The sequence below is a fragment of the Nocardioides pini genome, from assembly GCF_026712185.1.
Classification (GTDB): domain Bacteria; phylum Actinomycetota; class Actinomycetes; order Propionibacteriales; family Nocardioidaceae; genus Nocardioides; species Nocardioides pini.
On the sequence record NZ_JAPPUX010000004.1, the window covers coordinates 464,923 to 490,749 of the forward strand.

Below are 25,827 nucleotides of genomic sequence, written 5' to 3' on the forward strand. Positions count from 1 at the left end.
CTACCCGACCGGGCGGTAGCGGCGCTCGGGCCGTCCGGCTCCGCCGTACTGCAGGCGCACCACCGCGGTGCCGCGGGCGACGAAGTGCTCGAGGTATCGGCGCGCGGAGACCCGGGAGATCCCGACGAGGTCGGCGCACTCCCCCGCCGAGAGCTCGGCGGCGCCGCGCAGCGCGTCCAGCACCGCCTCGGCGGTCTCGGGGCTGAGCCCCTTGGGCAGGCTCGCCGCCGGTGCGGGCGCGGCGGCCGCGGCACCGAAGACCGCGTCGATGTCGTCCTGGCCGGGCGCGCCCGAGCCCGACAGCGCGAGCTGCGCGGCGCGGAACGTCTCGAGCCGTGCGCGCAGGTCCTCGTAGTCGAACGGTTTCACGAGGTAGTGGACCGCTCCCCCGGACGCCGCGGCGCGGACCGTGTCGGCCTCGCGCGCGGCCGTCACCACCAGCACGCCGACGTCGTCGCCGCCGGCCCGGAGCCGTCGCAGCACGTCGATGCCGGTCATGTCGGGCAGGTGCACGTCGAGCAGGACCAGGTCGGGACGCAGCCGGGCGATGTCGTCAAGGGCGGCCTGTCCGTTGGTGGCGACGCCGACGACGGCGAAGCCCTCGGTGCGCTCCACGAACTGGGTGTGGATGCGCGCCACCATGAAGTCGTCGTCGACCACCAGCACCGTGAGGTCGTCCGTCCCGCTCACCCGACCTCCGCTCCCGGCAACCGCACCTCGAACACCGCACCGGTGCCGTCCTGGCCCGCACGGACCCCGACCGCGCCTCCCCGACGCTCGCAGACGACCTGCACGAGCGCCAGTCCGACACCCCGCCCCTCGACCGTCGGCGCCTTGGAGCTCCAGCCGCGGCGGAAGATCCGGCCCACCTCGTCGGGCGGGACGCCGGGGCCGGTGTCGGTCACGGTCATCCGGACGACGTCGCCCTCGAGGCACAGCGCGACCTCGACCGAGGTCCCGCCGACCGACACCGAGGCGTCCACGGCGTTGTCGACCAGGTTGCCCAGCACCGTGCCGACGTCGGTGGAGGCCTCGGGGTCGAGCCGCGGCAGGCTGCTGTCGTCGGCGATCCGGAGCTCCACGCCCCGCTCGACGGCAAGGCTCGTCTTCGCGATGAGGAGTGCGGCGACGGCCGGGTCGTCCACGTGCGCCAGCACCGCGTCGGAGATCTCGCGGCGGCGCCGGCTCAGGGTGCCGACCAGGCGAGAGACCTCGTCGTACTCACCGAGCTGGACGAGCCCGGAGATGGTGTGGAGCTGGTTGTGGAACTCGTGGGTCTGGGCCCGCAGCGTGTTGGTGATGGACTCGCGTGCGCTGAGCTCGCTCTGCAGGGCCAGCAGCTCGGTGCGGTCGCGCAGCGTGGTCACCGCCGCGACGCGGCGTCCGCCCTCCACCACCGGGTTGCGGTTGACCACCAGGACCCGCTCGCCCAGCACCACGACCCGGTCGCGGATCTCCGCGTCGTCGGACAACAGGTCCCGCACGGCCGGGTCGAGGTCGAGATCGTCGATCCGGCGGCCCTCGACGTCGCCGTCGAGGCCGATCAGCTCGCGCGCGCTGTCGCTCAGCACGGTGACGGTCCCGTCGTCGGCGACGGCGACGACCCCCTCGCGGATCGAGTGCAGGAGCGCTTCACGCTGGTCGGCCAGGGCCGCGATGGCGGCAGGCTCGAGCCCCCGGGTGCGACGACGGATCAGCCGCGAGAGCAGGAACGAGCCCGCCACGCCGAGCCCCAGGGCGAACCCGGCGAAGGTCAACAGGTCGGGCAGCACGCTGCGGGCCCGCTCGCGCCACGTGGGGTACTCCTCCGCGACCATCGAGATGCCGACGAGGTCGCCCCCGTCGTCGATGATCGGCACCTGGGCCGCGATCGACGGCGTACCGAAGTCGTCGACGTCACCGGTCCAGGTGCGCAGCTGCTGGACGGTGCTCGAGCCGAGGTCGATGTGCTGCCCGCGACCGCCGAAGTCGCTGCTGACGAGCACCCGCCCCTCCGGGTCGGTGAGGTAGACGCCGCTGGCCTGCACGTCGTTCCGCTTGCGCTGGGTGTACGACGTCAGCGTCCCGCGCCTGCTCTCGACCCGGTCCTTGACGAAGGCGTCGCGGACGACGGCGGTGTTGGCCATCGACTCCGCCGCGGACCGCATCCGCGCACCGCGGGTGTCGCGGAAGTCGGCGTCGCTCTGCTGGACCGAGACGATGCTCGCCAGCGCCACGACCGCGAGGAGCACCGTCAGCTGCAGCACCAGGAACTGGCCGGCGAGCGTCGCCGGCCACCAGCGCGAGCGTGACCACAAGTTCCACAACCTCCATTGCTTACCCAACCGTGACGACCGCCACAGGAGTCTCCCACCATCGTCACGTCGGTCCGACGACACGGACCGCCGAGAGCCGCAGAGAGATGGAGACCAGATGCTGCGCCACCGGACGAGGCGGACCACGCGGACCAGACGGGCCACACGGGCCGCGGCCGCGCTGACGGCGCTCACCGCCGTCGTGCTGCTCGCGACCGGCTGCGGGGTGACCCGCGGGCCCCAGACCGCCGACGACCTCACCATGCTGATCCCCAACAGCCCGGGCGGCGGCTACGACCAGACCGGTCGCACCGCGATCGCGGTCATGGAGAACGCCGACATCAGCCCCGGCTCGTTCGAGGTCACCAACGTGATCGGCGCCGGCGGCTCGGTCGCCATGACGCGACTGATGAACGCCGAGGGCGACGAGCGCACCATGATGACCGCCGGGCTCGGCGTCGTCGGGTCGCTCTACTCCTTCGGCGCCCCCTACAAGCTCGACGACGCGACGCCGCTCGCCCAGCTCATCGAGGACCAGGAGGGCGTGCTGGTCCCGGCCGACTCGCCGTTCGAGTCGATCGACGACCTCGTCGCCGCCTGGAAGAAGGACCCCGACTCGGTCGTCATCGGCGGCGGCTCGTCGCCGGGCGGCCCGGACCACCTCTTCCCGATGCAGCTGGCCACCGCGGTCGGCGTCGACCCCCGCGAGCTGCGCTACGTCGTGTACGACGGCGGCGGCCCGCTGACCACGGCCCTGCTCGGCAACAAGATCGACGTCGGCTTCTCCGGGGTCGGCGAGTTCGAGGGGCCGCTGTCGTCCGGTGAGCTGCGGCTGCTGGCCGTCTCCGGCGAGGACCGGCTCGAGGGCGAGGGCATCAGCGAGTCGCCCACCCTGACCGAGGCCGGCATCGACCTGGTCTTCACCAACTGGCGCGGCGTCTTCGCGCCCCCCGGCATCAGCGACCAGCGGCGCGACGAGCTGATCGCGATGCTCGAGGAGATGCACGACACCCCCGAGTGGAAGCAAGCGCTCGAGGACAACGGCTGGATCGACGAGTTCAAGACCGGCGACGACTTCACGACTTTCCTGCAGGAGCAGGACGAGCGCGTCGCCACCACCCTCGAGGAGCTGGACCTGCTGTGAGCACACCACTCGACACCCCCACCGACCCGGGGTCCGCCGCGTCCTCGCGGTCGACACCCGGTCCCGACCGCGACCTCGCCCAGCTCGGCCTCGCCGCGCTCCTGGTAGTCGTCGGCGCCTACACCTTCTGGGAGGCCACCACGCTGCGCGTCGGCTTCGGCGACCCGGTCGGCCCGCGCGTCTTCCCGTACGTCATCGGCGCCGTCACCGTGCTGCTCGGCGTGCTCCTGGCCATCGCCACCCTGCGCGGCGACGTGCCCGAGGCCGAGGGCGGTGAGGACATCGACCTGCGCCACCCCGCGGACTGGACGACCGTCCTCAAGCTGGTCGGCGTCCTGCTCTTCACCGTCCTGACGATCTCGTTCCTCGGCTGGGCCGTGAGCGGCGCGCTGCTGTTCGTCGGGTCGGCATGGTCGCTCGGCAGCCGCACGCTGCTGCGTGACGTCATCGTCGGCTTCGTGCTGTCGGTGGCGAGCTGGTACTTCTTCCACGAGGGCCTCGGCGTGATCCTCCCGGCCGGGATCCTGGACGGGGTGCTCTGATGGACAACCTCGGACTGCTCCTGGACGGCTTCGGGGCCGTGCTCACCCCGGAGAACCTGCTCTACGCCGTCATCGGCGTGCTGCTCGGCACCTTCGTCGGGGTCCTGCCCGGCATCGGCCCGGCCATGGCCGTGGCGTTGCTGCTGCCGGTGACCTACGGCCTCGAGCCGATCTCGGCCTTCATCATGTTCGCCGGCATCTACTACGGCGGCATGTACGGCGGCTCGACCACCGCGATCCTGCTCAACACGCCGGGCGAGTCCGCGTCGGTGATGACGGCGCTCGAGGGCAACCTCATGGCGCGGGCCGGACGGGCCGCACAGGCGCTCGCCACCGCGGCCATCGGCTCCTTCATCGCCGGCACGATCGGCACGCTCCTCGTCGTCTTCTTCGCCCCGGCGCTGGCGTCGGTGGCCGTGGAGATCGGCGCTCCGACCTACTTCGCGCTCATGGTGCTGGCGATGGTCATGGTCACCAGCGTGCTCGGCGGATCGCCGCTGCGCGGGTTCATCGCGCTCTTCCTCGGCCTCACCATCGGCCTGGTCGGCCTGGACCTCAACACCGGACAGTCGCGGCTGAGCTTCGACCAGCCGCTGCTGGCGGACCGGATCGACGTGGTCGTCGTCGCGGTCGGCATCTTCGCCCTGGGCGAGGCGCTCTGGGTCGCCGCACACCTGCGCCGCAACCCCGCCCACGTCATCCCGGTCGGGCGGCCGTGGATGAGCCGCACCGACCTGAAGCGGTCGTGGGGGCCGTGGCTGCGCGGCACGGCGTACGGCTTCCCGTTCGGTGCGCTGCCGGCCGGCGGCGCCGAGATCCCGACGTTCCTGTCCTACATCACCGAGAAGCGCATCGCCGCCCGCAAGGGGCACGACGAGTTCGGCCAGGGTGCGATCGAGGGCGTGGCGGGTCCGGAGGCCGCCAACAACGCCTCGGCCGCCGGCACCTTCGTCCCGCTGCTGGCGCTGGGCCTCCCCGTGACCGCCACCTCCGCGGTCATGCTGGCCGCCCTCCAGGGCTACGGCATCGAGCCCGGCCCCGGGCTGATGACCGACCAGCCCGAGCTGGTGTGGGCCCTGCTGGCCAGCCTGCTCATCGGCAACGTGCTGCTGCTCGTGCTCAACCTGCCGCTCGCCCCGCTGTGGGCCAAGCTGCTGCGCATCCCGCGGCCCCAGCTCTACGCAGGGATCCTGTTCTTCGCCGCGCTGGGGGCGTACGCCGCCAACCTGCAGGCGTTCGACCTGTTCCTGCTGCTCCTGCTGGGTCTCCTCGGCCTGATGATGCGACGCTTCGCGCTCCCGGTCCTGCCGCTGATCCTCGGGGTCATCCTCGGGCCGCTGATGGAGTTCCGCCTCCGCGAGGCGATGGCCATCTCCGGCGGTGACGTCTCGGCACTGTGGAGCGAGCCGCTCGCCATCGTGATCTACGTCGTGGTGTCGATCGCCGTCGTCGCGCCGTTCGCGGTGCGCCGGCTGCGCCCGGCTCCTGCCGCGGTGGCCGAGGACCAGGGCCTGACGTCCGACGACACCCACACAGAGGAGAAGGTGCGATGAACGACGCTGCGAGCGTGATCGTGGTGGGCTGGACGCCCGACGAGTTCGGCGAGGCAGCGCTGCACCGCGGCGTCGAGGAGGCCAGGCTCCGCGGGGGTCGCGTCGTGGTGGTCAACGCCACCCGTGGCGACGCCCTCGTGGACGAGCGCTACGCCGACGAGGACCAGCTGGCCCGCCTGACCACGGAGCTGTCGTCCAGCGGCGTCGAGGTCGACGTCCGGCGCTCGATGGGTGCCGACGTCGGGGACCAGGTGCTCGCCGTCGCCGAGGACGTCTCCGCCGACCTCGTCGTGATCGGCCTGCGCCGGCGCTCTCCCGTGGGCAAGCTGCTCATGGGAAGCGTCGCGCAGCGCATCCTGCTCGGTGCCGACTGCGCCGTGCTGGCGGTGAAGCCTGCCGGCTAGGAGACCCGAATCCGGGAAATCTGTGGGATACCAGCCCTTCCGCCGCAGACGTTGCGGGCCCTAGCCTCCGAAAGGCCCGTGACACCACCTGCCCGAAGGATGTTGCCCATGCGATCTCGACTCAAGGCGGCGCTCGCGACGCTGCTCATCACCCTGACCGTGGGGGCGATGACCGCCGCCCCGGCTGCGGCCGTCACCGGCGGCGAGCCCGACGGCAACCGGCACCCCAACGTGGGGCTGATCCTGTTCTACAGCCCTGACGGTCGCTTCCGCTGCTCGGCGGCCCTGGTCACCCCGACGGTGCTCCTGACGGCGGCCCACTGCACCGCCGACACGGTCGGCAAGACCCTGGTCGACTTCCGCTCCGTCGTGGCGGAGAACCCGCCCACCGGCTACCCCGTGGCGAAGAACGTCACGACCGGCTACACGCAGGCCGAGATCGAGGCCGCCGGCTTCCGGTCGGGCACGGCCTACGCCCACCCGGCGTACTCCGACTTCACCGACCTGGACAACTGGAACGACGTCGGGGTGATCGTCCTCGACCGGCCGGTGACCGGCATCGCGCCGGCCGCGCTGGCACCGCAGGACTACCTCGACGCCTATGCCCAGCCGCGGCTCAACAAGACGCTCTTCACGTCGGTCGGCTACGGCACCGAGGTGCGCAAGCCCGAGTCCGGCCCGCAGAAGCCGACCCCCGAGACCTACCCGCTGATCCGGCGCTACGCCGTCCAGCCGGGTCAGAAGCTCACCGACCAGGTCCTCCAGCTCAACGGCAACATCAACGACACGCGAGGCACGGGTGGCACGTGCTTCGGTGACTCGGGTGGTCCGACGTTCCTCGACGGCTACGTCGTCACCGTCACCAGCTACTCCTACACCAACAACTGCCGCTACCTCGGCGGCTACCAGCGCGTCGACATCGAGGTCGTCCAGGACTGGCTGGCCACGTTCGGGGTCTTCCCCGCGGCCTGACCAGGCCCCGTCCCCGCCACGGCGGGGCGCGCTCCACACGGACGGTGCGGGGGTGGTGGTGCACGCGGTGCACCACCACCCCCCGCACTGCTGCCCGTCGGCCTCAGGTCGCGCGGGCCGCGCGGCGCCGCTGCCAGAGGACCAGCGCGCACGCACCGGAGAGCAGCACGACGGAGGCAGGTACGACGGCGTCGCGGAGCGCACCATCGCTCCCGTCCGCGTCCCGCGCCGAGGACGCACCGGCGCCGTCGTCCCCGACGCCCACCGCGGCGGCCTCACCGACCTCGAAGCGGACCTCGCCGGCGATCTCGTGGCCGTCGGAGGACACGACGTCGTAGGTCATCGTGTAGGTCCCGTCCGGGCCGGCCCAGAGGTTCTGGCGCACCTCCGGCCCGGTCGAGGTGGCGGCACCGTTGGTGACGCTCCCGTCCGGACCGGTGACGGTGACCTCGTGGACCTCGGCCACAGGTCCGGTGAAGGTGAGGATGGCACGCGACGGCAGGGCGGTGAGGACGCCCGCCTCCGACGGGTCGGAGGACAGCAGCTCGTCGTGGGCGGCTGCCGGGGGCACGGCGGCCCAGCCGAGGGACGCTGCGAGGACCGCGACCGCGAGCCGCGCGGCGCCTCGTCGTGCGGGCGGGGTGCGCGTCATGCGCCGAGCCCCGCGCGCCAGGAGACCAGGTCGTCCCACTGCTGGGCCAGGCGGTGCTCCGTCGCCCCGATCGGGTCCTTGAAGAAGAAGGCCAGCTCGAGCAGCGGGCCCGTCCTGCCGGCCGCGTGCGCCGCCGACACGAGGCGCGCCAGGTCGAGGACGAGCGGGGCGGCGAGGGCGGAGTCGCACCCCTCCCAGGTGAGCTGCAGGGTCATGCGGGTGCCGAGGAAGCCGTCGAAGCGGACGTGGTCCCAGGCGGTCTTCCACTCCCCCAGGTCCTCGACCTGGTCGATGTGCATCGGGCCGGGGACGGGTCGGCCGGCGATGGCGTCGAGTCCGCTGCGCTTGGCGACCGTCTTGCTGCGCGCGGCCTCGGGGTCGGCGAGGGTCGCGCCGTCACCGCCGCCCAGGAGGTTGACCGAGGTCCAGGACCTCAGCTCGAGGGCACGCATCACGAACATGGGGGCGAGCGCCGACTTGAGCAGGGTCTCGCCGGTCTTGCCGTCGCACCCTGCCCACGGCAGCCGGCTGCGTCGGGCGGCGTCCACCACGACCGGCAGGCGCAGGCACGGGCTGGGCGTGAACGACACGAAGGAGGCACCGGCGCGGAAGGCCGCCAGCGCGTAGACCGCCCCGATCGGCAGCGCGTCGTCGACGTCGGTCATCGAGTCGGGGTCGGGCACGGGGGGCTGGGTGCTGGCGACGTCGACGACGACCACCCGCTCGAGGCGGTGCCGTTCACGGAAGTCCGCGATGTCGGTGGCGAGCCGCTCGACCGCCGCGGCGGCGGTGGCCGATCCTGCGGCGTGGCCGGGGCGCACCTCGGTGTCGACGGTCTCGAGGTGGGCGCGGGCGGCGTCGACGAGGGCGGGCGGCAGGACGCCGCCCGCGGCCAGCTCCTCGGCCCGCTTCGGCAGCGAGTGGGAGCTGACGTCGTGGCCACCGAAGACCAGCCCGGCGAGGGACGGCAGGCCGTCGGGCTGAAGCTCGGGCAGCTCGGTCACGAGAGCGGTGGTCGGTGCGAGGCCGTGCGCCACGGCGTACGCACCGACCACCGCTGTGGTGGCCACCGAGCCCCGCGCACCCACGAACCACACGCCTGTCCTGGCCGTCACCTCGGGCGTGTGGGTCATGTCGTCCTCCTCGGACGGATGGGCGGGGGCAGGGCGGACATCAGGGGCGGTCAGGACGAGGTGGAGAACGCCGCGTCGAACGCCGCGGTGGGCGCGTCGAAGGCGAGCCGCCGCACGAACTCGAGCGCCTCGGGAGCACCGACGAGACGGTCCATCCCGGCGTCCTCCCACTCCACGGAGATCGGACCGTCGTAGCCGATGGTGTTGAGCATCCGGAACGACGCCTCCCACGGCACGTCGCCGTGGCCGGTGGACACGAAGTCCCAGCCGCGGCGGGGGTCGGCCCAGGCGAGGTGCGAGCCCATCCGGCCGTTGCGGCCGTTGCCGACCTGGCGCTTCGCGTCCTTGCAGTCGACGTGGTAGATGCGGTCCTTGAAGTCCCACAGGAAGCCGACCGGGTCGAGGTCCTGCCAGACGAAGTGGGACGGGTCCCAGTTGAGGCCGAAGGCCTCGCGGTGGTCGATGGCCTCGAGCGCCGCGACGGTGGTCCAGTAGTCGTAGGCGATCTCGGACGGGTGCACCTCGTGGGCGAAGCGGACGCCCTCGTCGTCGAAGACGTCGAGGATCGGGTTCCAGCGGTCGGCGAAGTCCTGGTAACCCGCGTCGACGAGGGCCTGGGAGGCCGGCGGGAACATCGCGACGTACTTCCAGATGGAGGAGCCGGTGAAGCCGACCACGACGTCGACGCCGAGCTTGCGCGCCGCCCGGGCGGTCATCTTCATCTCCTCGGCGGCACGCTGGCGCACGCCCTCGGCGTCGCCGTCACCCCAGATGCGGTCGGGGAGGATGTCGCGGTGGCGTGCGTCGATCGGGTCGTCGCAGACCGCCTGGCCCTTGAGGTGGTTGCTGATGGCGAACACCTGGAGGTCGTACTTCTTGAGCATCTCGAGCTTGGCCGGGACGTAGGACTCGTCCTCCACCGCCGCCCACGGGTCGAAGTGGTCGCCCCAGCAGGCGAGCTCGAGGCCGTCGTAGCCCCAGCCCGACGCGAGCTTGCACATCTCCTCGAACGGCAGGTCGGCCCACTGGCCGGTGAACAGGGTGACGGGGCGTGGCATGTGTGTGCTCCTCAGGGTGTGGTTGGTGCGTTCGGCTGGTTTCGGCTGGTTCTGGGTGGTGCTGGTCGGGTGGATCAGGGTGGTGGTCGGGTGGGCCTGGGTGGCCGCGCGGACCGGTGCCGGGACGGAGCGCCGTGTCCCGGCACCGGCCGCTGGGGGCGGCGCCTTGCGGCACCACCCCCCGCCCGGACGGGGGCCCGGCCGCCGGGCGCACGCAGGGCCGATCCTGCATGCGCGCCGGGTTCACCTCACTCGAGGGTGACGTGGTGGCCGTGCCTCCCGCCTTCGGACGTCCTGGTGCTCGGACCGGCGCCTACAGCTGGGACTTCAGCGTCCGCGACAGGCGCTTGAGAGCGAGCTTCACCTCCTTGTCCTTGACCCGCGACGCGAGCCGCTCGAACTTCTTGAGCGCGCGTCTGGCCTCTTTCCTGTTGCCATCGGCGTTGGCGCGCTTGGCGGCCCGCAGCTCACCGACGAGCTTCTCGCCGAGCTTGGCGCCGATCACGCGGTCGTCGGCGAATCGTTCGACGAGCTGCTTGCCCCCGCCGAAGCTGGCGACCACCTTGAACTCGACCGTTCGGGACACGTGGTTGCCCGCGGCGTCCAGCGCGGTGACCTCGAGCCGGTGCTTCCCGCCGCGCAGCTCCAAGGCGTCGATGCGCGTCGGGGAGCTGATCACCTCCCCGTCGAGTCGGATGACGCGCTCGGCGGCGCCGGACGTCGCATCGGCCAGCGTGACCATGATCAGGGCGGTGCGACCGGAGCCGATCTCCAGCTTGGCGTTGTCGGCGACGCCGTTGATGGTCACCGTCGGCGCGGTGCGGTCCATCTTGATGGTGGTGGTCTCGACTGCAGAAGCCCTGCCAGCGGCGTCGGTTGCTCTCGCCTGAACGAGGTTGACGCCGTCGGCGGACACCTGGAACGGCGAGGTGTACGCCGTCCACGCGCCGTTGCCGATGCGGTACTCCAGCGTCAGCTGGCCTTCACCTCCGGAACCCGCGAGGGTGACCGTCACCGGCGAGGTGTACCAGTTCGCTCGACCGTTCGCCGCCCCGGGTGAGGTGGTGATGACGACGGTCGGCTTCGGGATCACGACCGGCCCGCCGGGCTCGGAGACGACGACCTCGAGCTGGCCAGCCGCAGTGTTGCCCGCCCTGTCGGCCGCCCGGTACCGCACCAGGTAGGTGCCCGGCTCGTCGAACGCCAGCGGCGCGTCGTACGTGCTCCACTCCGCTGCGTCGCCGATCCGGTACTCGACGCCTGCCATGCCCGAGGTGGTGTCCGTGGCGGTCAGGGTCACCTTCTTGGTCCGGTCGCCGTCGATCTTGGCCGTCACGGTCGGATCGGCCGTGTCGACCTTCACGGTCTGCGACCGCGTGGTCTCCACGTTGCCTGCCGTGTCGGTCGAGCGGTACTCGACCAGGCGCTCGCCCTCACCGGTGACGGGGACCGCCACGGTGTACGTCGTCCAGTCCTCGCCGGGGAGCCGGTACTCGAGCTTGGCGATGCCCGAACCCGTGTCGGCGCCGGCCAGGGTGAACGTCGGCCGGGTGGTGTGCCACCCGTCCGTGCCCGTGGCCGACGGGACGGTGATCGTCGCGGTCGGGGCGACCGTGTCGATCTTCACCGTCAGGGACGTGACCGCCTCGGCGTTGCCCGCCTTGTCGGTCGAGCGGTACTCGACCAGGCGCGAGCCCTCACCCGTCACCTGGACCGCCTCGGTGTAGGGCGTCCAGGCACCGCCGGCGATGCGGTACTCGGTCGAGGCGATGCCCGACCCGCCCGCGTCGTCGGTGGCGGCCAGGGTGAACGACGGCCGCGTGGTGTACCAGCCGGCCTGGCCGGTGGCACCCGGGATGGAGATGGTCGTCGTCGGCGCCGTCGTGTCCGTCGGACCGCCACCCGGCTCGCAGGTCCCGTCCTCACCAAGGGTGAAGAAGTCGAAGCTGGCGGTGATGCCGGCCCCGGCTGCCTGGTTGGCGGCGGACAGCAGGCCGATACGCGGGTTGGCGATGTCGGCGATGCTGTAGCCCGCGGACATGTTCGTCCACGCCTCGCCGTCGGTGCTGTAGCTGCCGAGGACCTGCTCGCCGTCCTCGCTGGTCAGCCTCAGCCAGACCGTGCTCGGGAACGTGGCTCCCAGCCCGGCCGTGTTGGTCTCGACGGCCGTTGCTGCGGTCTCCCGCGCCGTCTGGATGATGTTGGACGCCGCGTTCGGGTCCGAGCTGCGTCCCTGGAAGACGTGCTTCAGGTAGTTGTCGTCGTCCCCGTAGATCAGCAGGCCCGCCGACTGGTACTGCCGGTTGACCGGCGCAGTGACCTTGGTGGTCGCCACGAAGGGGCCGTCCGGGAGGTCCGTCAGCACCAGGTCACGAGCGGTGTTCGTGGTCTGGTAGAGGTCGGTGCCCTCCATCGGGATCTTCACCGAGCCGCCGGAGACCGTGAGGTTCCCGCTCGGCCGCACCACGCTCCAGTCGGAGCTCAGCGTGCTCCCGTTGAAGTCCTCCACGACGCACGGCGGGGAGCACGGGGTGGCCGTGCTGTCCGGCGTGATGGTGAAGTAGTCGAACTTCGCGACGAGGTTGTCCGCCGCCCCGGCCGCAGTCGCACCCAGGGCCAGCAGGCCGACCTTGGGGGCAGCGATGCCGGTGAGGTCGCGAGCAGCGTTCGCAGCCGTGACGGGCGACCAGGTGGCGCCGTCGCTGCTGTAGGACGCGGTGACGGAGTTGCCGTCGGTGCTCTTGAGTCGCAGCCACACGGTGTCGGGGAAGCTCGCGCCGAGGTTGGCCGAGTTGGTCTCCGACGCGGTGCCGTTGACCTCCTTGGCGAACTGGATGACGTTGGCTGCCTTGCTGCCCGCCGCCGCCGTGGAACGGCCGGAGTAGACGAGCTTCAGGTAGTTGTTGTCATCGCCGTAGACGATCAGACCGCCCTGCTGGTAGCCCTTGGTGGCGTTCAGCGTGACCTTCGTGGTGACCTCGAACTGCCCGCCCGGCAGGTCCTGGAGGACGATGTTGGGCGTGTTGTTGGTGGTCTGGTAGAGGTCGGAGTTGGTCAGCGGGATGTTGAGCGTCCCATCGGCCACGGTCAGCGCCTGGTTGACCCGCACGCTGCGGTTCCACCTGGTCGTGTCGAGCTCGGTGCCCACGAAGTCGTCGGAGCGTCCGCTGAAGCAGATGTTCTGCGCGGCGGTGACGTTGATCTCCAGCGTCCTGGTGGTCTTGGCGCCCCGCGAGTCGGTGACCGTCAGGGAGACGGTGTAGCGGCCCGGGGTCGCGTAGGTCTTGCTCGGGTTGGCAGCGGTCGAGGTGGTCGTGTCGCCGAAGCTCCACGCGTAGCTGACCGGGTTGTCGCCGTCGGGATCGTTGACCGTGCTCGTGAAGTCCACGGGCAGCGGGGCGGATCCGGACAGCGTGCTCGCGTTGATCGTGACCGCGGGGGGCGTGTTGTCCGTGACTCCCCTGCCGGCGAACTCGAGCCAGTTGACGTTGGCGCCACCGGCGGTGGCGACGACGTACAGCGGCTCGCTGTTCGTCGAGGCCCCGTTGAAGGTGGTCGACACGTTCTGCCACGTCTGGGCGCCACCGGTGTTGGGCACGTCGATCGTGCCGATCGTGGTGCCGGTGGGCGAGCCCTGCCGGATGGCGAAGGCGGAACCCGCCGTGGTGGAGGCGACGCGCATGGCGACACCGGTGATGTTGGTGAGGTTCATGACGTCCCACCGGAACCAGTCACCGGTCTCGACACCGGTCACGTTGAGACCACCGTTGGTGTCCGTGGTCGTCTGCGTGATCACGCCGGGGCTGCCGGCGGTCTCCGAGCCCGTGCGACCGGTCTGGTCGAAGAACTCGGCCTCCTTCTTCTTGGTGTGCAGCACCGCACCGTCGATGCCGGTCAGCGGGCCTGCTGCGCCGGCACCGTTGTCCTTGTAGGTGGCGGTGACGGTGCCGAAGATGTTGGCGCCCGAGTGACCGGTGTCGCCCGGCAGCACGAAGCTGCCGCTGCAGCCCGTGTACTGCTCGTAGCCGTGCGAGTGCTGGTCGTGGCCCAGGCCGGGCTGCACGACGACCTTGCTGCAGTCGATGGCACCGTCCTCGGGGTCGGTGACCGTGACGGAGTACTTCACGGTGTCGCCGAACTCGAAGAACCCGCCGTCGCGAGGCAGCGTCAACTCGACCGTCGGCGCGGTGTTGCCCGCGACGATGTCGATGTTGGTCGACCCGGTCTTGCCGTTCGCGGCAGTCACCGTGAGCCGCGCGGTGTAGTTGCCCGCAGCCGCGTAGGTGAAGGACGCGGTCGGCGTGGTCGCGTCGACCGTGCCGTCGCTGGTGAAGTCCCAGGCGTACGACAGACCGGCGTTGGTGCCGGTGTCGCCGTCGAATGACGTGCTGCCGTCGAAGTCGACCGTGAGCGGCGCGGGGCCCGACGTCCTGTTCGCCGTGGCGCGGGCGGTGGGAGCGCGCGCCCCCTCGACGTAGTCGATGCGGTAGACACCGGAGTCGGCGTTGTCGCCGTTGAAGCCGCTGCCCCACTCGATCATGTAGAGCGCACCGTCGGGTCCGAACTGCAGGGCGTGGGGACGGCGCATCTGCAGGTTGGGCAGGAACCGGTTGATGTCGGTGTAGCCGGTGCCGCCGTCGTTCATCTGGACGGTGAAGAGCCGGCTGTTGTTCCAGTCCGCCCAGATCGCCTTCTCGTCGAAGTAGGCGGGCCACTTGCGGTCCGACTCGAGGTCCGGGTCGTAGTCGTAGGTGCCCGAGGTCATCGGCGCACCGCTGGCCCCGATCTCCGGGGTCCCGGTGATGGAGGCACTGTTGCTCTGCCACATCGTCGCGGCCTTGGCCGGCGGCAGGTTGGTCAGGCCCGTGTTGTTGGGCGAGTCGTTGACCGGGGCGGCGCAGTTGAACGTCGCACCGGCCGTGCTGCTGGCGAAGTTGTAGTCGTTGTAGGGGGTGTTGGCGCCCACGCAGTAGGGCCAGCCGTAGTTGCCCGGCTCGTCGAGGACGTTCCACTCCACCCGGCCGTTGGGTCCGCGCGTCGCGCTCACGGAGCCGGCGTCCGGGCCGTAGTCGGCGACGAGGATGTTGTTGTTCTGCACGTCGAGGCCGATGCGGAACGGGTTGCGGAAGCCCATCGCGTAGATCTCGGGGCGGGTCTTCTGCTGGGTGTCGGCGGCCTCGTCGAAGAGGTTGCCGGTCGGGATGGTGTAGCCGCCGTCGGCCTTCGGGCGGATGCGGAGCACCTTGCCGTTGAGGTCGTTGGTGTTGGCCGACGTGCGCTGGGCGTCCCAGGCGCTGCGACCGTCACGCTCGTCGATCGGCGTGTAGCCGCCCGAGTCGAAGGGGTTGGTGTTGTCACCGGTGGCGAGGTAGAGGTTGCCGTCGTTGTCGAACTCCATCGAGCCGCCTGCGTGGCAGCACTCGTTGCGCTGGACCGGGACGTCGAGGATGGTCACCGCGGACGACAGGTCGAGCGTGTTGCCGTTCATCGTGAACCGCGAGATGCGGTCGATCGACGCGGTCCCAGAGGGCGCGTAGTAGAGGAACACGTGATTGTTCGTCGCGAAGGCCGGGTCGAGGGCGATGCCCAGCAGTCCGAACTCCTGGCCGGTGTAGACGGGGATGGTGCCCGCGGTCACGACGCTGCCGTTGGGCAGGATGATCTTCACCGCGCCCGCACGGTCGATGTAGAACACGCGACCGTCGTCCGCGATGGCGAGCTCCATCGGGTTGGTGGTGTTCTCGTCCAGCGCGACCTTCTCGAAGCTGGGCTGCAGGGTGGCCTTGCAGTCCGACGGGAGCACGCCGGCGGCGGTCTGGATGCCGCCGAGGATGTGGCCGAGGAACTTCTGGTCGGAGAAGGACGCAGCGGTGTGGCCCATGCCGGTGTACCAGCTGCGGCCGCCGTCGTAGTCCTGGCACCAGGCGATCGGGTGCTCGGCACCCATCGCGCCCGTGCCCGGGGCGTACGTGGTCTCGTCCAGCGAGGCGAGGACGTGGATCTTGTTGCGCGCGGTCGCCGGGTTGGAGCGGAAGTTGTACCACTCGTCGGTGCGCTCCCACCGCTTGGCGATGCCCGCGGTGGAAGGGTGTGCCGGGTCCTCGACCTTGACGGTCGCGGTCGGGGTGCCGTTGGGGTGGTTGTTGAAGTAGGCGCCGACGAGCTGGCCGTACCAGGGCCAGTCGTACTCGGTGTCGGAGGCCGCGTGGATGCCGGCGTAGCCGCCGCCCGCCTGGATGTAGCGCTCGAACGCCGCCTGCTGCGAGGCGTTGAGCACGTCACCGGTGGTCGAGAGGAAGATGACGACCTCGTACTGCTCGAGGTTCGCGTCGGTGAACGCGTTGGCGTCCTCTGTCACGGTGACGTTGAAGTTGTTCTGGGTCGCGAGCTGCTGGATCGCGGTGGTCGCGGCGCCGATGTTGTCGTGGCGGAACGCGGCGGTCTTGGAGAAGAGGAGCGCGTCGAACGACTCCTCGGCCGCGGCAGCGGCGGAGGCCTTCGGGTCGGCGGTCCACGGGACGGCGTCGCCGAGGGTGCTCTCGGCCTTGGTGGGGGCGGACTTCGCGGACGTCGGGGAGGTCTTCGCGGAGTCGTCGGGGGCGGAGGCAGCGGCAGGCTGCGGGCTGGGTGCTGCGGCTGCCGTGGAGGCCAGCCCGATGGTCGCGCCGAGTGGCAACGACACGATCAAGGCCATGGTGGAGCCGACTGCGACGCGAGAGCGCCTCTGCAGCCGCGTGATGAGTCTGTTCATCACGATCCCTTCTCTGGTGACGGATGTGCGCTCCATCAGTTCCGGGGCGGGTCCCCGGGCGTTCGGCCCTCGTGGTGCGGTCAAGCGGTGCTGCGGGTGGATCGTTCGGATCGGGTGGGTCGGGTGGGGTGTGCCCGGCGGGTTCGGCGCCCGCCGGGCCCACGGTGACGTGTCAGCGGACGCCCAGGAGGTGCTCCATGGCGAGCTGGTCCAGCGCCTCCAGGCCGACGCTGCGGGTGGCGAGGCCCTCGACGTCGTACGACGCCGCGCGGAGGTCGGCGAGCGACTCGCCCTCGCCGAGGGTCGGGGTGCGCAGCGTGCCGACCTCGGCGGCCTCGAGCGCCGCGACGACGTCGGGGTCCGCGCGGAACGCCCGGACCTTGTCGCGCAGGATCAGGTAGTTGCGCATGCAGCCGCGCGCGGACTCCCAGACGCCGTCCATCGCCTCGGCCCGCGGGGGCTTGAAGTCGAAGTGGACGTAGCCGTCGTAGGCCTTGCCCGTGCCGGCGCCGAGGAGCGCGTCGACGGTCCAGAACGCGCCGCGCACGTTGCCCGCGCCGAAGCGCAGGTCCTGGTCGAAGCGGGGACCGTGCTGGCCGTTGAGGTCGACGTGGAAGAGCTTGTCGTGCCACAGCGCCTGGCTGATGCCGTGGGCGAAGTTGAGGCCCGCCATCTCCTCGTGGCCCACCTCGGGGTTGAGGCCGACCATGTCGGGCTCGTCGAGCTCGGCGATGAGAGCCAGGGCGTGGCCGATGGTGGGCAGCAGGATGTCGCCGCGCGGCTCGTTGGGCTTCGGCTCGAGGGCGAAGCGCATGTCGTAGCCCTGCTCCTTGACGTAGGCGCAGAGCAGGTTCAGCGACTCGCTGTAGCGGTCGAGCGCGGCCTGCACGTCCTTGGCGGCACCGTGCTCGGCGCCCTCGCGGCCGCCCCACAGCACGAACGTCTTCGCGCCCAGTGAGGCGGCGAGATCTACGTTGCGCAGCGCCTTGGACAGGGCGTAGCGCCGCACCTCGCGGTTGTTGGCGGTGAGCGCGCCCTCCTTGAACACCGGGTGCCCGAACAGGTTGGTGGTCACCATCTCGACGGCGAGGCCGGTGTCGGCCAGGGCCTTCTCGAAGCGCTCGAGCACGGCGTCGCGCTTGTCGTCGTCGGGCACGAGGTCGTCGTCGTGGAAGGTGACGGCGGCGGCGCCGAGCTCGGCGAGCTTGTAGGTCGCGTCGACCGGGTCGAGCAGGTCGCGGGAGCTGGGCCCGAACACGTCGGTGCCCTGCCAGCCCACGGTCCAGAGGCCGAACGAGAACTTGTCCTCGGGGGTCGGGGTGTAGTCGGTCATGCGGGGATCTCCTGCCACGAATCGTTGTCAGAGCTGGTCTCGACCGCGGCCAGGACGCGTTGCACCTGGAGTCCGTCGGCAAAGGATGGGGTGGGGTCGGTGCCGTCCGCGATCGCGCGGACGAGGTCGACGGCCTGGTGGATGAAGCCGTGCTCGTAGCCGATGACGTGGCCGGGCGGCCACCAGGCGCCCACGTAGGGGTGCACGGCCTCGGTGACGAGGATTCGGCGGAAGCCGGCGGTGGCGGCGTCCTCGGTCCCGTCGAAGAAGTGGAGGACGTTCATGTCCTCGAAGTCGAACGCGATGCTGCCGCGCGAGCCGTTGACCTCGATGCGGATCGCGTTCTTGCGACCGGACGCGAAGCGGGTCGCCTCGAAGACGCCCATGGCTCCCCCGCGGAAGTCCGCGAGGAAGGTCGCCGCGTCGTCCACGGTGACCTTGCCGGTGCCGGTGCCGGCGGTTCCGGACAGGCCGGAGTGCTCGGCGGGCAGCGGCCTCTCGTCGACGAAGGTACGCAGCCGGCCCGACACCCGGCTGATCGTGTCGCCGGTGATGAACTGGGTGATGTCGATGATGTGGGCGCCGATGTCGCCGAGCGCCCCGGAGCCCGCCTTGTCCTTCTCCAGGCGCCACGACAGCGGCGCCTGCGGGTCGACGATCCAGTCCTGGAGGTACTGGGCGCGCACGTGGTGCAGGGTGCCGAGGCGCCCCTCGGCGACGAGCTGCCGCGCGAGCGAGATGGCCGGCACCCGCCGGTAGGTGAAGCCGACCATGGCGCGTACGCCGTCGGCTGCCGCGCGCTCGGCGGCGGCGGTCATCGCCTCGGCCTCCTCGACGCTGTTGGCGAGCGGCTTCTCGCACAGTACGTGCTTGCCGGCCTCGAGGGCGGCGATGACGATCTCGGCGTGGGTGTGGCCGGGGGTGCACACGTCGACGAGGTCGATGTCGTCGCGGTCGACGAGGGCGCGCCACGAGGTCTCCGTGGACTCCCAGCCGAGGCGCTCGGCCGCGGCGCGGACGCCGTCGGCGTCGCGACCGGCCACGGCGGTCATGCGGGGGCGGAGCGGGAGGTCGAAGAAGCGGGGGGCGGTGCGCCACGCGTGGGAGTGGGCAGCGCCCATGAAGGCGTACCCCACCATGCCGACCGACAGGTCGCGCCGGCCGTCAGGGGCGTCGGGAGTGGTGGTCATCTGACCTCCTCGTGCAGGACCGGGTGGAGAGGGGAAGGGCACAGCCGGGAGACCCCCGGTCGGGTCGGCCGGGCGGCGGCTGGCGTGCTGTGTGGGTGGTGCTGGGTGCCCCTGCGGGGCGGTGGTGCCGCGGCGGCTCCCGGTGGGGAGCCGCCGCGGGACCCATCAGGACTCGAAGGCCGAGTCGATGTACTGGTCGACGTTGTCGGCGGTGACGACCGGGGCGTAGAGCTGCACGGTGCGGGGCACCTCGACCTCGACGAGGTCGCTCATCGCCTTCTCCTGCACGAGCAGGCGGGCGAGCTTGACGCCGTCGGCGCCCTGGGTGGACGGGTAGATGACCGTCGCCTTGAGCACGCCGCTGTCGTCCTGGATCGCGCGCATCGCGTTGGCCGAGCCGGCGCCACCGATCATGGTGAACTCGTCGCGGCCGGCGTTCTCGATGGCGGCGAGGACGCCGACACCCTGGTCGTCGTCGTGGTTCCAGAGGAAGTCGATCTTCGGCTCGGCCTGGAGCAGGTTCGCCGCGACCTCCTCACCGCTCTCGACGGTGAACTCCGCCGCCTGGCGGGCGTCGACGTCGAGGCCGCACTCGGAGAGCGCGTCCTCGAAGCCCTGGCTGCGGTCCTGCGTCAGCGGCAGGGAGTCGATGCCGGCGATCTCGGCGACGATGGCGTCCTTGTTGCCGTCGGCCTGCTCGCAGACGTACTGACCTGCGGAGACGCCCATGCCGTAGTTGTCGCCCAGCACGGTGATGCGCGCGGCGTTGGGGTCGTCGAACTCGCGGTCGACGTTGATGACCGGGATGCCGGCCTCCATCGCCTTGAGCGCGACGGGCGTCATCGCGGCGCCGTCGAAGGGCAGCAGGACGATGGCGTCGACCTTGTCGTTGATGAAGGTCTCCACCTGGCTGATCTGCAGGTTGACGTCGTTGGTGCCCTCCGCGACCTGCAGGTCGATGTCGGGGTACTCCTCGGCGAGGTCGCGGACGTTGTTGGTGATGGCGGCCATCCAGCCGTGGTCCGCCGCGGGGGCCGAGAAGCCGATGGTGACCTGGTCACCCTCCTCGTCGTTGCTGCCAGCGGCAGCGGCCGGCGCGGAGTCGGAGCCGCCGTTGTCGTCTTCGGCAGCGTCTTCGGCGCTGCCGGTGCAGGCGGCCAGGGACAGGACGGCGACCGCGCCGACCACGATGCCGGTGTAGCGGCGGCTCTGGTGCCGTCGAAGGGGGGTGCGCAGTCGCATGTGTCGTGCTCCTTGTTCATCTCGATGGTTGTGGTGCGGCCGGTGCGCCGAGGTGCGCCGGCATGGTGGTGCGGTGGTTCCGAGTTCAGGGTGCGAGCGGCCGAGGGGCCGTCCGCTACGTCGAGTTCGCGTTGCGGGCCAGGCGCTGCTGGAGCAGCACGGCGACGACGATGATCAGGCCCTTGGCGACCGCCTGGGTCGAGGTGTCCTGGTTGTTGAGCGTGAAGACGTTGCCGAGCGTGGCGAAGATCAGGACGCCGACGACGGTGCCGACGATCGTGCCGCGCCCGCCCGTCAGCAGGGTGCCGCCGATGACCACCGCGGCGATGGCGTCGAGCTCCCACAGCGTGCCGTGGGTGGAGCTGCCGGTGGTGGTGCGGCTGACCAGCATCAGGGCGGCGAGACCGCAGCAGAGGCCGACGAGGACGTAGAGCATCACGGTGTGGCGGTTGACGTTGATGCCGGCCAGGCGCGCGGCCTCGGGGTTGCCGCCGACGGCGAGCGTGCGCCGGCCGAACGTCGTGCGGTTGAGCAGGACCCAGCCGGCGATCGCGACGAGCGCGAAGATGATGACGAGGAGCGGGACCCCGAAGACGTCCGCGGAGAAGAACACCTTGAAGCCGTCGACGGTCACGATCTGCGTGCGACGCTCCGAGATGATCTCGGCGAGGCCACGGGCGGCGGCGAGCATCGCGAGCGTCGTGATGAAGGGAACCACCTTGCCGTAGGCGATCAGCACCCCGTTGACGAGTCCGCAGCCGGCTCCCACGGCGAGGGCGGCGAAGACCATGACGATCCAGTGGAAGTCGGTGGCCATCGACTGGGTGGCGAACGTCGTGGCCCACACCGAGCAGAGCGCGACGATGGCGCCGACCGAGAGGTCGATGCCCCCACCGGTGATGACGAAGGTCATCCCGATGGCCACCACGCCGAGCGCGGAGGCGAAGCGCAGCACGGTGAGGAGGTTGTCGACGCTGGCGAACCGGTCACCAGCGGTGATGACACCGGCGGCGCAGATCAGCAGCAGCGCGACGACGAGGCCGAGGTTGCGACCGAACGAGCCGCTCATCAGGCCTCCCCCGCCTCCTCCCGACTCCGCGGCGGCGCGCTCCACCGTGACCGTGTCCTTCGCGGGCGTGACGGTGTTCTCCACCGCTCCCGTGTCCCGGCTCGTGCTCTGCTCGCTCATGCGACCTTTCCTTCCATGACCAGGTCCAGGACGCGGGACTCGTCGATCTCACCCGCGGGACCTTCGTGCACGACACGGCCCTCACGGACCACGAGGACCCGGTCCGCGAGCCCGAGCACCTCCTCTACCTCGCTCGACACGACGACGACGGCGACGCCGGAGTCGGCCAGCGAGCGGACGAGGGCGTAGATCTCGGCGCGAGCGCCGACGTCCACCCCTCGGGTGGGCTCGTCCAGGAGCAGCACGCGGCAGTCGCGCAGCAGCCACCTGGCGAGGACGACCTTCTGCTGGTTGCCGCCCGACAGGAGGCGCACGAGGCGATCGACCCCTGCCGGACGGACGTCGAGGGACTCCGTGAGCTCCGTGGAGCGCTTGCGCTCGGCCCGGCTGTCGAGCAGGCCGAACCGGCTGAAGCGCCCCAGCGTGGACACGGTGATGTTGCTGTAGATGGCCTGGTCGAGCAGGAGGCCCTGGCTCTTGCGCTCCTCCGGGGCGAGCCCGACGCCGGCCTTGACGGCGGCAGGCACGGAGCCACGTCGCAGCTCCTTGCCGGCGACGCGGACGGTGCCCGCCGAGGGGCGCCGCGCGCCGTAGAGGGTCTCGAGGATCTCGGAGCGTCCGGCTCCGACGAGCCCGGCGAGGCCGACGATCTCCCCCGGCCGCACGCTCAGGTCGACGCCCGTGAAGACACCCGCGAGCTCGAGGCCGATGACCTCGAGGATCGGGTCGCCGGTCATGGGCGGAGCGTCGCTGCGGGGCGGGAAGACGTACTCGATCGAGCGGCCCGTCATCAGCTTGATCAGCTCGCTGGTGGGCGTCTGGTCGACGGCAAGGCCGGTGGCGACCGTGCTGCCGTCCTTGAGGACGGTGATCCGGTCGCCGATCTTGCGGATCTCCTCGAGCCGGTGGGAGATGTAGACGACGGCGACGCCCTCGGCCGTGAGGTCGCGGATGACGCGGAAGAGGTTGTCGACCTCCCCCTGGTCGAGGACGGCGGACGGCTCGTCGAGGACGAGGAGCCGGGTGTCCTGGGACAGGGCGCGCGCCATGCTGACGATCTGCTGCGCCGCGGGCGAGAGGCGGCCGACCGAGCGGGTGGCCTGGATCTCGGAGTGTCCGAGCCGGGCGAGCAGATCGCGCGTACGACGCAGCGTCTCCGAGCGCTGGCTGAAGCCGGCGGTGCTGAGCTCGTGGCCGAGGAAGATGTTCTCGGCGACGCTGAGGTCCGGGACGAGATCGAGCTCCTGGTAGATCGTGGAGATGCCGAGCTCCATCGCGGCCTGCGGCGTCGACAGGGTGACCGGCTTGCCCTCCCACAGGATCTCGCCCTCGTCGGGCTGGTAGCTCGCGGACAGGATCTTGATCAGCGTCGACTTGCCGGCGCCGTTCTGGCCGAGCAGGCAGTGCACCTCCCCCGCGCGCACCTCGAGCTCGACTCCTCCGAGCGCGAGCACTCCGGGGAACCGCTTGACGATGCCGCGCATGGTGAGCAGCGGGGCGTCGTTCATGACATCACCTCCAGCGTGGGAACGACCCGGGGCACGAGCGTCGGGTCGTCGTAGACGTGGTCGATGGCCACGGCGGCGGCGCCGTGCACCGCTGCCGAGAAGCCGAGGGTCGAGAGGGCGATGCGCGTGCCGCCCGCGTCGGGGGCGAGCACACCGGCGGCGAGCCCCGACTCGACCTCGGGGCGGATCCACTCCCCGATCTCGCCGAGGTAGCCCGAGAGGACGATCATCCCCGGGTTGAGCACGTTGGTGAGGATGGCGGCACCGATGCCGACCCAGCGGCCGACCTCGCCCAGCGCGGCCAGCGTGCGCTCGTCGCCCGCGGCGGCCCGGCGGCTGATCTCCTCGACCTTGGCCTCGAGGTCGAGCACCGGCGAGTGGAGCAGGTCGCCGTCGTCGGCCGCGGCCAGGTCGATGAGGTGGCTGAGCCCGATGACGGTCTCCCAGCAGCCGGTGCGGCCGCAGCCGCAGCGGTTGCCGTCGCGGTCGACGACCATGTGGCCGAACTCGCCGGCGTAGCCGCGCCGTCCGGGGTACGGCCGGCCGTCGGCGACGATGCCGCCGCCGATGCCGACCTCGCCGTGGATGACGAGGATGTCGCGGCGCTCGGGGTCGCCGGGGATCGCCTCGGCGACGGCGGCGAGGTTGGCCTCGTTGTCCACCTCGACGACGTAGTCGGGGTCACCCAGCCTGCCGCGCAGCAGCGTCGAGAGGTTGACGTCCTGCCACCCGAGGTTGGCCGCGACCGCGACGGTGCCGCGGTCGTGGTCGACGAGGCCGGCCACGCCCACGACCGCCGAGACGGGGGCCGCGCCGAGGGCCGTCAGGTCGGCAAGCGTGCCCTGGACCAGCTCCACGAGCCGGTCGACCACCTCGTCGGGCTCGAGGCCGCGCGTGTCGACCGACGTACGCCGCTCGCTGACGACGGCGCCCGTCAGGTCGACCGCCCGGGTCGAGACGTGGTGGACGTTGATCTCGGCACCGAGCCCGTAGGCGCCGGCTCCGTCGATCTCGACGATCGTCCCGGGGCGCCCGACGGCACCGCGCTCGGCGCTGCCCTCGCGGACCAGGCCGCGCTCGCGCAGCTCGGTGACGAGGCTGGAGACGGTGGCCTTGTTGAGCCCGAGGTCGGCGGCGAGCCGCGCCCGGGAGCGGGCACCGCCCTCGCGGAGGCTGCGGAGGACGAGCGACAGGTTCGCGCGGCGCACGGTGCCCTGGTCGGCACCACCGGAGCCGGTCGCCGACCAGCCGTCCCGCACCTGCGACATCCGTGTCCTCGATCCTGCGTGTGACCTCGGTCACCAGTTAGTTTGACGGACCATCAAACTAAATCCGTGACAGGGGTCACGTCAAGGTCGCCTCACAGAATTCTCAGGTGGTCTTGTCCAGGTGGCGCGACCGGCCCTCGGCGTAGCGCGCGCGCACGCTCGGGACGGGGTCCACGGCGTAGCGCCGGGTGCCCTCGCGCACCCACTCGGGCGGCGCGTCCGCCCCCGACAGCGCCCAGGCCGCCTGACGGGCAGCGCCGTCCGCAACGTACTCCCCCGGCGGCGGGACGTCGACCGGCACACCGAGCACCTCGGCGGCCACCGTGCGCACCGCCTCCGACGCCGCGGCGCCCCCCACGAGCAGCACGCGGGACGGGGTCACCCCGGTCGCGACCACCGCGTCGAGTCCGTCCGCGAGGCTGCAGACCAGCCCTTCCACGAAGGCACGGGCGAGCGCCGGCCGGGTGGCGGTGGCGAGGGTCAGGCCGTGCAGCGAGCCGGTCGCGTCGGGGAGGTTGGGCGTCCGCTCGCCCTCGAGGTAGGGCACCAGCACCAGGCCGCCGGCGCCCGAGGGCGCCTCGAGGGCGAGGCGCGACAAGGTCTCGTGGTCGACGTCGAGGAGCCGGGCCGCGGCATCGAGGACGCGCGCGCCGTTGAGCGTCGCGACGAGCGGCAGGAACAACCCGGTCGCGTCGGCGAAGCCGGCGACGGACCCGGTCGGGTCGATCGAGGGCGTGCCGGTGACGGCCGTGACGACTCCGGAGGTGCCGATCGAGACGACCACGTCCCCCTCCCCCGCCCCGAGGCCGAGCGCGGCGGCGGCGTTGTCGCCCGCGCCCGCGCCGAGGACGGCGCCGTTCATGCCGGCCGCCACGGCACCGGGCGCGACGACGCGCGGTAGGTACGGCACGGCACCGAAGGCGCGCTCGAGCAGGTCGGTGCGGTAGTCCCCGGTCGCGGCGGACCAGTAGCCCGTCCCGCTGGCGTCGCTGCGGTCCGTCGTGAGGTCGCGCAGGTCGGTGCTCCCGGACAGCTTCCAGGTGAGCCAGTCGTGGGGCAGGCACACCGCCGCCGTGCGCCGGGCGTTGTCGGGCTCGTGCTCGGCGAGCCAGCGCAGCTTGGTCACGGTGAAGGACGCCACGGGGACCACGCCGACCGCCTCGGCCCAGGCCCGGCCGCCCTCCTCGGGGCCGCCGAGCTCGTCGACGAGGTCGCGCGCGGCGCCTGCCGATCGCGTGTCGTTCCACAGCAGCGCGGGGCGTACGACGCTGCCGTCCTCGTCGAGGCAGACCATCCCGTGCTGCTGGCCGCCGACGCTGACGGCCGAGACGTCGTCCAGTCCTCCGGCCTCGGCGACCGCCTCCTGCAGGGCGGCCCACCAGTGGTCCGGGTGCACCTCGGTGCCGTCCGGGTGCGAGGCCCGACCCTGTCGCACGAGCGCGCCCGTCCCGGCGTCGCGGACGACGACCTTGCAGGACTGGGTGGAGGAGTCGATGCCGGCGACCAGCCGGGGCCCGTCAGTCATGGGCGCGGATGCTAGCCCACGGCCCCCGCGACCCGCGTCGACGAAGGGTCCTGCGGTGAGACCGGCGCC

Annotated in this window: 18 protein-coding genes; 5 read left to right on the plus strand and 13 right to left on the minus strand. The window is 71.5% G+C overall.

Annotation, left to right across the window (positions count from 1 at the left end):
* Complete coding sequence (locus tag NYO98_RS15585) at positions 1 to 690, minus strand: response regulator (protein WP_268112651.1); 690 nt, start codon at positions 688 to 690, stop codon at positions 1 to 3.
* The gene (locus tag NYO98_RS15590) at positions 687 to 2,297 is read right to left on the minus strand and encodes a sensor histidine kinase (protein WP_268112652.1); all 1,611 of its coding nucleotides are present in this window, start codon (positions 2,295 to 2,297) and stop codon (positions 687 to 689) included. Before NYO98_RS15590 ends, NYO98_RS15585 begins: the two co-directional genes overlap by 4 nt.
* Before the next feature lie 115 nt (positions 2,298 to 2,412).
* On the opposite strand from NYO98_RS15590, the gene NYO98_RS15595 reads away from it, so the two are divergent.
* The 5 genes from NYO98_RS15595 (at position 2,413) to NYO98_RS15615 (ending at position 6,909) form a co-directional block, all read left to right on the plus strand.
* The gene (locus NYO98_RS15595; RefSeq protein WP_268112653.1) at positions 2,413 to 3,438 is read left to right on the plus strand and encodes a Bug family tripartite tricarboxylate transporter substrate binding protein; all 1,026 of its coding nucleotides are present in this window, start codon (positions 2,413 to 2,415) and stop codon (positions 3,436 to 3,438) included.
* Positions 3,435 to 3,980: a tripartite tricarboxylate transporter TctB family protein gene (locus NYO98_RS15600; protein WP_268112654.1), complete on the plus strand. Its 546-nt coding sequence runs from the start codon at positions 3,435 to 3,437 to the stop codon at positions 3,978 to 3,980. The genes NYO98_RS15595 and NYO98_RS15600 overlap by 4 nt, the downstream gene beginning before the upstream one ends.
* Positions 3,980 to 5,533, plus strand: coding sequence for a tripartite tricarboxylate transporter permease (locus tag NYO98_RS15605; protein ID WP_268112655.1), 1,554 nt, complete (start codon positions 3,980 to 3,982; stop codon positions 5,531 to 5,533). The genes NYO98_RS15600 and NYO98_RS15605 overlap by 1 nt, the downstream gene beginning before the upstream one ends.
* Entirely contained in the window at positions 5,530 to 5,937 is a 408-nt protein-coding gene (locus tag NYO98_RS15610) for a universal stress protein (protein WP_268112656.1), read from the plus strand. The genes NYO98_RS15605 and NYO98_RS15610 overlap by 4 nt, the downstream gene beginning before the upstream one ends.
* A 108-nt stretch (positions 5,938 to 6,045) precedes the next feature.
* Positions 6,046 to 6,909 carry a trypsin-like serine protease gene (locus NYO98_RS15615; protein ID WP_268112657.1) on the plus strand — a complete coding sequence of 288 codons (864 nt, stop codon included), beginning with the start codon at positions 6,046 to 6,048 and terminating at the stop codon, positions 6,907 to 6,909.
* Between the two features lie 103 nt (positions 6,910 to 7,012).
* Here NYO98_RS15615 and NYO98_RS15620 read toward each other — a convergent pair whose 3' ends face one another.
* The 11 genes from NYO98_RS15620 to xylB form a co-directional block, all read right to left on the minus strand.
* On the minus strand, positions 7,013 to 7,561 hold the full coding sequence (locus NYO98_RS15620; RefSeq protein ID WP_268112658.1) for a copper resistance CopC family protein: 549 nt from the start codon (positions 7,559 to 7,561) through the stop codon (positions 7,013 to 7,015).
* Positions 7,558 to 8,694: an inositol-3-phosphate synthase gene (locus NYO98_RS15625; protein ID WP_268112659.1), complete on the minus strand. Its 1,137-nt coding sequence runs from the start codon at positions 8,692 to 8,694 to the stop codon at positions 7,558 to 7,560. The genes NYO98_RS15620 and NYO98_RS15625 overlap by 4 nt, the downstream gene beginning before the upstream one ends.
* A 50-nt stretch (positions 8,695 to 8,744) precedes the next feature.
* Positions 8,745 to 9,752, minus strand: coding sequence for a sugar phosphate isomerase/epimerase family protein (locus NYO98_RS15630; RefSeq protein WP_268112660.1), 1,008 nt, complete (start codon positions 9,750 to 9,752; stop codon positions 8,745 to 8,747).
* A 313-nt stretch (positions 9,753 to 10,065) separates the two neighbouring features.
* Entirely contained in the window at positions 10,066 to 16,446 is a 6,381-nt protein-coding gene (locus NYO98_RS15635; protein WP_268112661.1) for a ThuA domain-containing protein, read from the minus strand.
* A 229-nt stretch (positions 16,447 to 16,675) separates the two neighbouring features.
* Positions 16,676 to 17,836: a xylose isomerase gene (gene xylA / locus NYO98_RS15640; RefSeq protein WP_268112662.1), complete on the minus strand. Its 1,161-nt coding sequence runs from the start codon at positions 17,834 to 17,836 to the stop codon at positions 16,676 to 16,678.
* Positions 17,833 to 19,026 carry a Gfo/Idh/MocA family protein gene (locus tag NYO98_RS15645; protein ID WP_268112663.1) on the minus strand — a complete coding sequence of 398 codons (1,194 nt, stop codon included), beginning with the start codon at positions 19,024 to 19,026 and terminating at the stop codon, positions 17,833 to 17,835. Before NYO98_RS15645 ends, xylA begins: the two co-directional genes overlap by 4 nt.
* A 165-nt stretch (positions 19,027 to 19,191) precedes the next feature.
* On the minus strand, positions 19,192 to 20,268 hold the full coding sequence (locus NYO98_RS15650) for a substrate-binding domain-containing protein (RefSeq protein WP_268112664.1): 1,077 nt from the start codon (positions 20,266 to 20,268) through the stop codon (positions 19,192 to 19,194).
* A gap of 115 nt (positions 20,269 to 20,383) precedes the next feature.
* On the minus strand, positions 20,384 to 21,457 hold the full coding sequence (locus tag NYO98_RS15655) for an ABC transporter permease (RefSeq protein ID WP_268112665.1): 1,074 nt from the start codon (positions 21,455 to 21,457) through the stop codon (positions 20,384 to 20,386).
* The gene (locus NYO98_RS15660) at positions 21,454 to 22,965 is read right to left on the minus strand and encodes a sugar ABC transporter ATP-binding protein (protein ID WP_268112666.1); all 1,512 of its coding nucleotides are present in this window, start codon (positions 22,963 to 22,965) and stop codon (positions 21,454 to 21,456) included. Before NYO98_RS15660 ends, NYO98_RS15655 begins: the two co-directional genes overlap by 4 nt.
* On the minus strand, positions 22,962 to 24,233 hold the full coding sequence (locus NYO98_RS15665) for an ROK family transcriptional regulator (RefSeq protein WP_268112667.1): 1,272 nt from the start codon (positions 24,231 to 24,233) through the stop codon (positions 22,962 to 22,964). The genes NYO98_RS15660 and NYO98_RS15665 overlap by 4 nt, the downstream gene beginning before the upstream one ends.
* Before the next feature lie 103 nt (positions 24,234 to 24,336).
* Positions 24,337 to 25,758, minus strand: coding sequence for a xylulokinase (gene xylB / locus NYO98_RS15670; RefSeq protein WP_268112668.1), 1,422 nt, complete (start codon positions 25,756 to 25,758; stop codon positions 24,337 to 24,339).
* Positions 25,759 to 25,827 lie beyond the last annotated feature (69 nt).

Bases quoted from the DNA above. Each gene is read 5' to 3' on its own strand.
- NYO98_RS15625 (WP_268112659.1), bottom strand. From the start codon at position 8,694: ATGACCCACACGCCCGAGGTGACGGCCAGGACAGGCGTGTGGTTCGTG.
- xylA (WP_268112662.1), bottom strand. From the start codon at position 17,836: ATGACCGACTACACCCCGACCCCCGAGGACAAGTTCTCGTTCGGCCTC.
- NYO98_RS15610 (WP_268112656.1), top strand. From the start codon at position 5,530: ATGAACGACGCTGCGAGCGTGATCGTGGTGGGCTGGACGCCCGACGAG.
- NYO98_RS15630 (WP_268112660.1), bottom strand. From the start codon at position 9,752: ATGCCACGCCCCGTCACCCTGTTCACCGGCCAGTGGGCCGACCTGCCG.
- NYO98_RS15615 (WP_268112657.1), top strand. From the start codon at position 6,046: ATGCGATCTCGACTCAAGGCGGCGCTCGCGACGCTGCTCATCACCCTG.
- NYO98_RS15595 (WP_268112653.1), top strand. From the start codon at position 2,413: ATGCTGCGCCACCGGACGAGGCGGACCACGCGGACCAGACGGGCCACA.
- NYO98_RS15665 (WP_268112667.1), bottom strand. From the start codon at position 24,233: ATGTCGCAGGTGCGGGACGGCTGGTCGGCGACCGGCTCCGGTGGTGCC.
- NYO98_RS15605 (WP_268112655.1), top strand. From the start codon at position 3,980: ATGGACAACCTCGGACTGCTCCTGGACGGCTTCGGGGCCGTGCTCACC.
- NYO98_RS15620 (WP_268112658.1), bottom strand. From the start codon at position 7,561: ATGACGCGCACCCCGCCCGCACGACGAGGCGCCGCGCGGCTCGCGGTC.
- NYO98_RS15660 (WP_268112666.1), bottom strand. From the start codon at position 22,965: ATGAACGACGCCCCGCTGCTCACCATGCGCGGCATCGTCAAGCGGTTC.
- NYO98_RS15650 (WP_268112664.1), bottom strand. From the start codon at position 20,268: ATGCGACTGCGCACCCCCCTTCGACGGCACCAGAGCCGCCGCTACACC.
- NYO98_RS15635 (WP_268112661.1), bottom strand. From the start codon at position 16,446: ATGGCCTTGATCGTGTCGTTGCCACTCGGCGCGACCATCGGGCTGGCC.
- xylB (WP_268112668.1), bottom strand. From the start codon at position 25,758: ATGACTGACGGGCCCCGGCTGGTCGCCGGCATCGACTCCTCCACCCAG.
- NYO98_RS15645 (WP_268112663.1), bottom strand. From the start codon at position 19,026: ATGACCACCACTCCCGACGCCCCTGACGGCCGGCGCGACCTGTCGGTC.
- NYO98_RS15655 (WP_268112665.1), bottom strand. From the start codon at position 21,457: ATGAGCGAGCAGAGCACGAGCCGGGACACGGGAGCGGTGGAGAACACC.